Source organism: Veillonella sp. T34266-5, assembly GCF_002959815.1.
Taxonomy (GTDB): Bacteria; Bacillota; Negativicutes; order Veillonellales; family Veillonellaceae; genus Veillonella; species Veillonella atypica.
The window spans coordinates 113344-124122 of sequence record NZ_PPCZ01000016.1 but is presented as its reverse complement, the minus strand read 5'-3'; the positions used below and the strand labels follow the sequence as shown (position 1 = coordinate 124122).

At 36.7% G+C, this 10779-nt stretch carries 11 protein-coding genes; 1 reads left to right on the top strand and 10 read right to left on the bottom strand.

Annotated features, from left to right (window positions below):
• The coding region (locus VIHSUH07_RS06475) for an ISL3 family transposase (RefSeq protein WP_146104943.1) at positions 1-747 on the top strand (747 nt) is incomplete at its 5' end.
• 77 nt (positions 748-824) lie between these two features.
• On the opposite strand, the gene VIHSUH07_RS06470 is transcribed toward VIHSUH07_RS06475, so the two are convergent.
• The 10 genes from VIHSUH07_RS06470 to grpE all read right to left on the bottom strand — a co-directional run bounded on the left by VIHSUH07_RS06470 (position 825) and on the right by grpE (position 10770).
• Positions 825-2726, bottom strand: coding sequence for a glutamine synthetase (locus tag VIHSUH07_RS06470; protein ID WP_105084329.1), 1902 nt, complete (start codon positions 2724-2726; stop codon positions 825-827).
• A 161-nt stretch (positions 2727-2887) separates the two neighbouring features.
• The gene (locus VIHSUH07_RS06465) at positions 2888-3331 is read right to left on the bottom strand and encodes a GatB/YqeY domain-containing protein (protein ID WP_105084328.1); all 444 of its coding nucleotides are present in this window, start codon (positions 3329-3331) and stop codon (positions 2888-2890) included.
• A 121-nt stretch (positions 3332-3452) separates the two neighbouring features.
• Positions 3453-3632 (bottom strand): 30S ribosomal protein S21, encoded by a 180-nt coding sequence (rpsU, locus tag VIHSUH07_RS06460; RefSeq protein ID WP_004695751.1) that lies wholly within the window; start codon positions 3630-3632, stop codon positions 3453-3455.
• Between the two features lie 188 nt (positions 3633-3820).
• On the bottom strand, positions 3821-4165 hold the full coding sequence (locus VIHSUH07_RS06455; RefSeq protein WP_005378992.1) for a histidine triad nucleotide-binding protein: 345 nt from the start codon (positions 4163-4165) through the stop codon (positions 3821-3823).
• 18 nt (positions 4166-4183) lie between these two features.
• Entirely contained in the window at positions 4184-5479 is a 1296-nt protein-coding gene (gene mtaB / locus VIHSUH07_RS06450) for a tRNA (N(6)-L-threonylcarbamoyladenosine(37)-C(2))-methylthiotransferase MtaB (protein ID WP_105084327.1), read from the bottom strand.
• Between the two features lie 52 nt (positions 5480-5531).
• Positions 5532-6263 (bottom strand): RsmE family RNA methyltransferase, encoded by a 732-nt coding sequence (locus VIHSUH07_RS06445; RefSeq protein ID WP_105084326.1) that lies wholly within the window; start codon positions 6261-6263, stop codon positions 5532-5534.
• Entirely contained in the window at positions 6260-7123 is an 864-nt protein-coding gene (locus VIHSUH07_RS06440; protein WP_105084325.1) for a 50S ribosomal protein L11 methyltransferase, read from the bottom strand. The genes VIHSUH07_RS06445 and VIHSUH07_RS06440 overlap by 4 nt, the downstream gene beginning before the upstream one ends.
• A gap of 55 nt (positions 7124-7178) precedes the next feature.
• Positions 7179-8336: a molecular chaperone DnaJ gene (gene dnaJ / locus VIHSUH07_RS06435; RefSeq protein WP_105084324.1), complete on the bottom strand. Its 1158-nt coding sequence runs from the start codon at positions 8334-8336 to the stop codon at positions 7179-7181.
• 16 nt (positions 8337-8352) lie between these two features.
• The gene (dnaK, locus tag VIHSUH07_RS06430; RefSeq protein ID WP_105084323.1) at positions 8353-10191 is read right to left on the bottom strand and encodes a molecular chaperone DnaK; all 1839 of its coding nucleotides are present in this window, start codon (positions 10189-10191) and stop codon (positions 8353-8355) included.
• 27 nt (positions 10192-10218) lie between these two features.
• Positions 10219-10770, bottom strand: coding sequence for a nucleotide exchange factor GrpE (gene grpE, locus VIHSUH07_RS06425; protein ID WP_005379060.1), 552 nt, complete (start codon positions 10768-10770; stop codon positions 10219-10221).
• Between the last annotated feature and the right edge of the window lie 9 nt (positions 10771-10779).

Here is a 10779-nt window from a genome sequence, read left to right as displayed (position 1 = left end):
TATCAATACCAAGTCAATTTAACCAATCCAGATACACATGAAATATTAGACATTTTACCGAAACGTGATACGCAAGCATTAATCCGCTATTTTGCATCATTTAAACATAAAGATCGAGTACAAGTTAAGTTTATTGTAATGGATATGTCCATACAGTTTAAACGCATCATGGAGGCGCTATTTCCACATGCACACATTATCTGTGATCGATACCATGTGTGTCGACTTGTGGATTGGGCGGTAGAGCGAGTTAGAAAGCGTGAGCAACATAAACTGGCTGCTTATTCACGTATGTTAAAACAGAATCGACGTGTGCTAATGAAACATCCAGATCATTTAACGGAAGCTGAACACATTAAGCTCTGTGAAATACTTCGAATTTCTGAAGATATACGGAAAGCATATGCTTTAAAACTATCTTTTAGAAAAATCTTTTCAACCTATGGTAAACAAGGAATAGCTGCACATTTAACTCATTGGTTGGAATTAGTAAAAGCATCTGGTTTGAAAGAATTTAATAACTTCTTTACATCATTTCCTGCATGGATGACTCAATTAACTAATGCATTCTTACTCCCATATTCTAATGGATACACAGAAGGAACTAACAACAAGATTAAGGTATTAAAACGAATAAGCTATGGGCTTCGCCACTTTGGTAGATTCAGAGTACGTATTCTACTTTTGAGCAAAAAGAATGGCACCAACCATACATATGATTGGTGCCAAACAAGACTCGTAGGGTGAACACCCCAACATTTGACAGAGAGCCCTCAAAAAGGTCCTACCGAATATCGGTAGGACCTTTCTTCATATACAGAGGATTAGAAAATATTTTTGCTGTAATTAGCGTATTTAGCTTCTAATTCTTCCATTTTGTCATTCATTTCGATTTGTAATGCAGATGCAGTATCATAATCTTCAGATTGTAAAGCTTCTACAATACGTGTGAACAAAGATTTGCGATCATCGCTATCTTTTGCAAGATAGAAACGTAAGTCATTAACTTCTGCAAAGCGTTTGTCATCAATGCTATTGCGGCTATCTGTATGAATAGATACCATTTTACGTACTGTATCCATATTATCAGGAATGATACGATGAGCCAATACGAGTTTCCAACGTTTCAAGATGGATGCAATGAAGGAATCCATTAAGTCATGAGCAAATGCATCGCCTTGTGCCAATGTATTTACGAGTTCAGGATTATTTTTATAACCTTTAATGTTTTCCCATACAGTTGCAGGAGCTACGCCGAACATTTGATTACGTTCTTCTTGAGTGTAGTCTTCGAATACATCTTTTTCAGAACGGAATGCACGTTCTTTAGGTAAGTAATCCGCATCTTGACCAGCTTCTTTAGAAAGTTCTGCTTCCAATTGAGCTTGAGTTTTACCACTTGTAATAGCATATTTCATACCATCAAATGCAGAGATGAAAATCAATGCTAATGCAGTGTATGTATTTGTATAAGGGTTTGGAGAACGCAATTCATAACGTGTAGCCATTGGATTGTCGATATCGCGAATCAAACCGCAAAGGATTGTACGGTTACGGCTAGGTTCAGAAGGATCATTACCTAAAGAAGTTACGATACAAACTGGAGCTTCGAAACCAGGTTTCAAACGATTCAAGGAATCTGTTGTAGAGCTGATGAATGGGTTAATAGCTTCATAGTGTTTCAATAGACCCATGATTGCACCAATACCCAAGGAGCTTGCAGATTCTTTTTTCATATCTTCTGGGCTGAACAAGTTAACAAGTTTGCCAGATTTTAATTTTGCCATTACGCCAAAGTGAGTATGTTCACCAGAACCAGCAACACCGATAATTGGTTTTGCATTGAATGTTACATCAAGACCGTTTTCACGGAATACTTCACGAACGATAATACGAGCTTGTAATTCGTTATCTGCTGTTTGTAATGGGTTACCAGAGAATTTCCAGTCGATTTCCAATTGTTCCAATACAACGGATTCATGGCCATCTTCATCAAGTTTAGCTTTTACACCACCAACTTCTTTATGGCCCATTTCAGCCACCATACCGTATTGATCAAGACGTTCTACAGCTTGTTCTAATGCAGTACGAACAGTGCCGTGTGTACGTTGCCAATATTGTTCTTGCAAACGTTGGGAAACGGACAATTCTTTTTTAGTAACTGTTTTGGAAGGCGTTTTTACCCAAAATTCTAATTCAGTAGCAGATGTGAAAACGATATCTACCACATCATCAGCTTTCACATGAGGCATACCAGGTAAGCCTTTTTCTTTGATCAAGGACAATAATTCTGCACGAACATAGTCACAGCTGCGTTTTAAGATAGAACGAGAATCTACATAGCGGTAATTATGCATTAAGAATGCAGGAATACGAAGTGTACCAGTTGGCAAACCTGTTGCTTCATCAATGTTTTCGTAGTTGTAATCAACAAACCAGTTTACACTTGGGTCGCCCCACATATCAACACGAGCATTGTTCAATGTAGCGATATTAGTTAATACTACAGAGGAACCATCAGTTTGAACAGCACGGCCTTCAAAGAATGCTTCATAATCATCAAAGAATGCAGCCATTGGGATTTTTTCATCTGTATCATTACCAGCTAAGTCGATACCTACTAAAGATACAAATTTAATTTCTGGATGTTGTTCTAATAGAGATAAAACCCCTTCTTTACCATATTGACCTGCAGGAATGTAATACAATAATTCTTTTGTAGCCATATTTGTTCCTCCTAAACTATAAAAAAAGACTCCAACAATATAGATATACAAACTGCATACCTATCCAGTGGAGTCTTCATTGACTAATTATTTTCTTGAGTACATATTACCATAGTGAGAAAATTCTTGTCAATAAATTTCTATAGAATTTTATAAGAATATTAACCTAATAATTCTTTTACGATTGTATTTACTAATTTACCATCTGCACGGCCTTTTGTATGAGGCATGACATGTTTCATTACATTACCCATATTTACATTATCTCCGCAATCAGCAATAGCTTTTTTTACAACATCGCGAATTTCATCTTCTGTCATTTGTGCTGGCATATATTTTTGAAGAACAGCTATTTCTTCCTTAACATGGCTAATTAAATCTTCACGACCTGCTTTTTCAAATTCTGTAAGAGAATCTTGGCGTGTTTTCATTTCTTTAGCTAAAATACCTAATACACCATTATCATCGAGTTCAATTTTATCATTAATTTCTGTATTTTTAATAGCACTATTGACCATACGAATAACAGATAAAGCTATTTTACCTTCTTCTCGAGCCTTCATAGCAGCTTTCATATCTTCTTTTAATTGATCTTTTAAACTCATGGTAACCTCCTATATGACTCAATCATTAAAAAATATTAGTATATTACAAACTAATATATATAAAGAAACCCTAATTCTGGATTTCATGAAGCCATGAAAAGGCAGAATTAGGGTAATCATCTTATGCTCTGAATTTGCGTTTTCTTGCTGCTTCAGATTTTTTCTTTCTTTTTACGCTTGGTTTTTCGTAGTGTTCGCGTTTTCTTACTTCAGACAAAACACCTGCTTTTTGGCAGGAGCGTTTGAATCGACGAAGAGCACTTTCAAGCGTTTCGTTTTTACCGACTTTAATTTCAGACATCTATATCCCTCCCTCCAAAATTAATCTCAGGGAAGTGCTGATAATTTTATTTACGCACATATACATATTATATGTAGAACACTAGGTTCTGTCAATATATACCGCTATATTTTATAGGAATTTTATTACAAATCAATATTTTTGATGTCTTACTACTGAAAAATTAATAATTTTCCTATTACAAGCTATTACGCTTCAGGCCAACCCATTTCTTCGCCACCTAATAGATGCGCATGCATGTGGAATACACTTTGACCAGCTTTTGCGCCAGTATTAAAAATCAATCGATAGCCATCCTTAGAAATACCAAGTTCTTTTGCTACATCACGAACAAATGGTAATAGACCTTCAACATAGTCTTCATTCTTCTCTGTAATGTGTGCAATATTAGCAACATGATTTTTAGGAACAATGAGTACATGAACTTTTTTCACAGGTTCAATATCATAAAAGGCATAAAATTTATCATTTTCTAATACTTTTTTAGATGGAATTTCGCCATTAATAATTTTACAAAAAATGCAGTCACTCATGTGAGGCCTCCTATTATCTTATTCAATGATTACAAAATCTTTATCAACAGCAACTACAGTACCACCAATAAGATCACCTATAGCATGCTGTCCATCTGACTTAACTCTACCATGTATATATTCATTTGTTAAGCCTATATAGTATCCATTTTCTTCTTTTTCAATAAGAATTTCTCCCGGTTTACCTATACGAGATGTTGCATATGCATGTAGACCTTTTTCGCTTAGATCATTTAATAATGCTACGCGAGCTTTCTTAACGGCTTCGGGTACTTGATTTGGCATGGTCGCAGCTGGCGTCCCTTCACGGATTGAATACGGAAAGGCATGAATATGAGTAAAGCCTATTTCTTTAACCGTATTCATCGTTTCATCAAAGTCTTCATCCGTTTCTTGTGGGAATCCAGCAATGATATCGGTAGTAATTGATAAGTCCGGAATGCGATTTCTTAAATTCTTAATCAAATCTTTATATTCTTGAAGCGTATAATGACGTTTCATCAATGTTAGAACATGATCTGACCCTGCTTGTAGAGGTAAATGTAAATGTGGGCATACACGCTTATCGGTAGCCATTAATTCAATAAGTTCTTCCGATACTTCAACAGACTCAATAGATCCAAAACGTATGCGATGTAAGTTTGGAATTTCTAAGAGAGCTTTCACCACATCGGCAAGCGTTGGTCTTCCTGGTAGTTCAACGCCATAGTTTCCAAGGTGAATCCCGGTTAAAACGATTTCATGAAATCCATGTTCTACTAAACGTTTCGCTTCATTTACAATATCATCCACTTTACGGGACTTTAGTTTTCCACGCGTATAAGGAATGATACAAAATGCACAATAATTATTACAACCTTCTTGAATTTTCATGAAAGCTCTCGATTTATCAGATTCATTACCGAACAATGGCATCTCTTCAAAATTAGACTCTTTCATGATATCGCGAACAGCATTAATTTGGCGTTCTGTTGTTTCCAGTTGTTCAACAAGTTCAACAATTTTTGAACGATTGTTGGTGCCAATCACAAGATTAACACCATCAATGGCAGCAATTGCATCGGGATCAAGTTGTGCATAACAACCTGTAACAATAACATAAGCATCTTGATTTTGACGTTTAGCTTTACGAATTAATTGGCGAGACTTTTTCTCGCCCATATTCGTAACAGAACATGTATTAATAACGTAAATATCAGCCTTAGAATCAAAATCAACAGCTTCATAATCATGTTGTAAAAATAACCCCTTCATAGCATCCGTATCATATTGATTGACACGACACCCTAGAGTTGTAAAGGCAACGGTTTTCATTGCACCTCCCATTTCTTTATATAGATATCATATAGCATATGTATATAGTATTTTATAGTTCTAATTCATAGTGAACCATCGATAATGCAGCAATCGCAGCCGTTTCGGCACGTAATATAGTATGACCTAATGTAACTGATTGTCCACCACATTCTATAATATCATTGATTTCTTTCTCTTGAAAGCCCCCTTCAGGGCCAATACAAATTAAGATATCCCTATTAGTAGAATCACTATTAATAGCCTTTAAAGCATCTTTTATGGAGTAGCCCGCTTCATTTTCATAAGCAACCAATTTTAAAGATTCAGATTCGATGTCTAATACATTAGAAAGTGGCTCACCCACAACGAGCGTAGGCAGCTGTGTGCGCCCGCATTGTTGAGAAGCTTCCAACATAATCTTTTCCCAACGACTATATTTTGACTGTAATTTTTTTGCATCGTACTTAGCAACACAATTCGATGTAGGTACAAGATATACGGTATCAACATTAAGCTCTGTAGCTTTTTGTAAAACCCATTCTAATTTTTCACCTTTTAAATAAGATTGTACTAATATGGTTCTATGCATAGATATAGGAGAATCAATATATTCTATAAGACTAGCTTGTGCTAAGCCATTTATCTCATCATTAATCTGATAGATACCACAACGGTTATCGCTACCTGTGACAGTAATTGGTTTCTCTATATTATGGCGAAATACATGTAATATATGATGAGTCACATCTTTAGGTAATACAATGGATTCATCTAATGGTGTAGGAATAAATATCTTTTTCATCGTTTTTCTAGCGCAAATGTATGCCAAGGTCCAGCAATGCGCTCCTCAATAATATGCCACTCTTTATTAATATAAGGCATAATCTCATCATACCGATCATCAATAATACCACTAATGATAAGAATACCTTTATCATCAAGTTTTTTACCAATTTGTGGCAATAAAATTTTTAAAGGATCTACTGTTAAATTCGCTAAAATTAATTGAGCGGTACCCTTAAAATCAGTATCCAAATTACCACAAATGATATCAGCTACGACATGATTATTATCACAATTAATTCTTGCCTGTTTAGCTGCATATTCTTCTATATCGATACCTACAAGATGTTTTATACCCAAATGAGCAGCTACTAACAACAGAATGCCTGTCCCAGTCCCAATATCTAAACAAGTAACAGAATCTAAATTCATGGATTTACTATAGGCCTGTAAAAGTTCTGCACAAGTTCTCGTAGTTTCATGAGAACCAGTACCAAATGATATATCGGAATCGATTTCGATAATAGTTTTATTCTGCTCATTATCATATTCTTGCCATGCAGGTTTGATTATTAAATTAGGTAGTATTTCTGTAGGTTCTATATACTGTTGCCAAGAATTGAGCCACGTAGATTCATCTAACATATGTGCATCTATTGATGTGATTTCGATATTGCTTTCGTTAAGACGCCCCTTTATATCAGACTCAATCGTGTTAGGATCTAATGATGCATCAGCATAAAGTGTTAATTGTACTAAATTCGGTTGATTATCTACATCTTCTTCTATAATTCCATTGTCTGCATAATCGCCAAAAAGAGTAGTCACCTCATCGGTGGCTACTCTTTCGCAGACAATAGATATTTCTATCCATTGCATAAATGCTCCTTTACTATTGATGCGCAGGAACAAACCATTCACGCATCAGAGCTGTTCATTTAGTTAAACAATCCTTAATTTTCTCAAATAAACTCTTACTAACTTGTAAGTTATTCACATCTTCATTGCCTTCTTTAGCAAATCGAAGTAATAATTCACGTTGTGTTTCAGTTAATTTTTTAGGTGTTTGAACCGTAACAACAACGTGTTGATCACCACGTTGTTTTGGATTGCGTAAATAAGGAATACCTTTGCCCTTAAGTCTGAATGCAGTTCCCGTTTGAGTGCCTTCTGGGATCTTCAATTCTACTTTACCATCTAAGGTATTCACTTGTATAGTCGCTCCTAATGCAGCTTGTGCAAAGCTAATAGTAACACGACTGATAACATCATTGCCATTTCGTTCAAATTCTTTGTGCGGGCGTACGTAAATATAAACGTATAAGTCGCCTTTTGGACCACCTAATATACCCGGTTCACCTTCATTGGAAACGCGTAGACGAGATCCGTTATCTACACCAGCTGGAATCTTAATATCGATTTTTCGTTTTACTAAGATTTCACCAGATCCACGACATTTGGAACATGGTTTTTCAATGACCTTACCAGAACCATGGCAACGAGAACAAGTACGAGCAGATTGCATACGACCAAATGGTGTATTTTGAATAACAACCTCTTGACCAGAGCCATGACAATTAGGGCATGTATCAACCTTGGATCCAGGTTCACCGCCGGTACCATGACAATGATCACATTCTTCATGACGTTGAATGTTGATTGCCATTGATTTACCAAAAGCAGCATCCTCAAAGGATATATCTATGTCTTCACGAAGATCATTACCTTTTTGAGGACCATGTTGCTGGTGTCCACCACCAAACATGCCACCAAAGAAATCACCGAAGATATCACTGAAACCACCAGCCTGACCACCGAAACCGCCAAAACCGCCTTGGAAACCACCGGCGCCAGCGCCGCCTCCTTGTTTGAAGGCGTCGTGGCCGAATTGGTCATATTGAGCTTTTTTAGTTTCATCAGACAATACTTCGTAAGCTTCGTTAGCTTCTTTAAACTTTGCTTCTGCTTCCTTTGGATTATCTTTATTTACATCTGGATGGTATTGGCGAGCCTTTTTACGGAAGGCTTTTTTAATTTCATCTTGAGTTGCATTTTTGCTGACCCCTAAGATGTCATAATAATCTCGTGCCATTAGTTACCAACCCTTCTTATTTCTTATCGTCATCAACTACAGTGTAATCAGCATCAACTACATTATCGTCAGCTTTTGTTTGTTCACCTTGTTTAGCATCACCAGCAGCTTGTTGTGCTTGTTGAGCAGCAGCATACATTTGTTCAGCTAATTTATGCAAAGGTTGTTCCAAAGCTTCACTATCTTTTTTAATATCTTCAATATTGCCAGCTTCGATGGATTTTTTCAATTTATCCTTAGCTTCTTCAACTTCTTTCAACAATGCAGCATCGCCTTTACCTTCAAGATCTTTCAAAGCTTTTTCAGCTTGGTATACTAAGGAATCTGCATTATTTTTAACATCTAATTCTTCTTTTCTAGCTTTATCTTCTGCTGCATGAGCTTCTGCTTCTTTAACCATGCGTTCAATTTCGTCTTCTTTCAAGCCGCTAGAAGAAGTAATTGTAATTTTTTGTTCTTTTTGAGTACCCAAATCTTTAGCTTTTACATGTACGATACCATTAGCATCGATGTCGAAAGTTACTTCGATTTGAGGAACCCCACGAGGAGCTGCTGGGATGCCATCCAAGTTGAAACGACCCAATGTTTTATTATCTGCTGCGAATTCACGTTCACCTTGCAACACATGGATATCTACAGATGGTTGGTTATCAGCTGCAGTGGAGAATACTTGAGATTTAGATGTAGGAATTGTAGTGTTACGATCAATGATACGAGTAAATACACCGCCCATTGTTTCGATACCAAGAGACAATGGAGTTACATCAAGTAACAATACATCTTTAACTTCACCTACTAATACACCACCTTGAATAGCAGCACCGATAGCTACGCATTCATCTGGGTTAACGTTTTTAGTTGGTTCTTTACCCAATACTTTTTTAATAGCTTCTTGTACAGCTGGGATACGGCTAGAACCACCAACTAACAACACTTTATCGATATCAGATGCAGATAAGCCAGCATCGTTCATAGCTTTACGAGTAGGTTCAATAGTAGCTTGTACCAAATCAGCAGTTAACTCTTCAAATTTAGCACGAGTCAATGTTACATCCAAATGTTTAGGACCAGTAGCATCAGCTGTGATGAATGGCAAATTGATGTTTGTGCTAGCTACGCCAGACAATTCAATTTTAGCTTTTTCAGCAGCTTCTTTTAAACGTTGGTCAGCTAATTTATCATTGGATAAATCGATACCAGTTTCTTTTTTGAATTCTTCAATAAGGTAATTCATGATACGTTGGTCGAAATCATCGCCGCCAAGGTGGTTATTACCAGATGTTGCCAATACTTCGAATACGCCATCACCAAGTTCAAGAATGGAAACATCGAATGTACCACCGCCAAGGTCAAATACAAGAACTTTACCATCTTCGTCTTTATCTACACCATATGCAAGAGCAGCAGCTGTAGGTTCATTGATGATACGAAGTACTTCAAGACCTGCAATAGAACCAGCATCTTTAGTAGCTTGACGTTGAGCATCTGTAAAGTATGCTGGAACAGTAATAACAGCTTGTTTTACAGGTTCGCCCAAATAAGCTTCTGCATCAGCTTTAATTTTTTGAAGAATCATTGCAGAAATTTCTTGAGGTGTATAAGATTTACCTTCTACAGTTACTTTGTAGTCAGAACCCATATGACGTTTAATAGAAATAATTGTGTTTTCTGGATTGGATACAGCTTGACGTTTAGCCAATTGACCAACTAAACGTTCGCCATTTTTCGCAAAACCAACTACGGAAGGAGTTGTACGTGCACCTTCTTGGTTTGTAATAACCGTAGGTTCGCCGCCTTCCATAACAGCAACACAAGAGTTTGTAGTCCCTAAATCAATACCAATTACCTTTGCCATAATATATGACCTCCTAATACTTATAATCTATTCAACAACCTTAACCATTGCTGGTCGAATACAACGACCATCCACAGTATAGCCAGTTTGCAGTACTTCACATACCGTATCAGATTCATATTCATCTGATGGTACGCGCATAATTGCTTGATGGAAATTTGGATCAAATGGTTTACCAACTGCATCGATAACAGCTAAACCATGCTTAGACAACATAGCCATCAAGTTTTGATGAATCATAACAAATCCATCAAGGAATACCTTTGTATCCCCTTCTGCAGGAGCTTGTACAGCTCGCTCAAAATTATCTAATACAGGTAGCAAATCTTTTAGGACATCGCCCTTAACAAAACCTGCCAACTGTTCTTTTTCTTGATTAGTACGGCGTTTAAAATTTTCAAAATCCGCTTGTAAGCGTTTATAACGATTATCAAAATCGGCTTTTAATTCTTCTAACACCTCACTTGCATCAACTACAGACTCTTCAGCATTTTGCGCTTCCGATTGTTCCTTCGTTGCTTCTGTAGGCTCAGAGATTTCTTCGTCTACCACATCTTGTTTAATTTTTTCTTCAGACATGCCTTATCC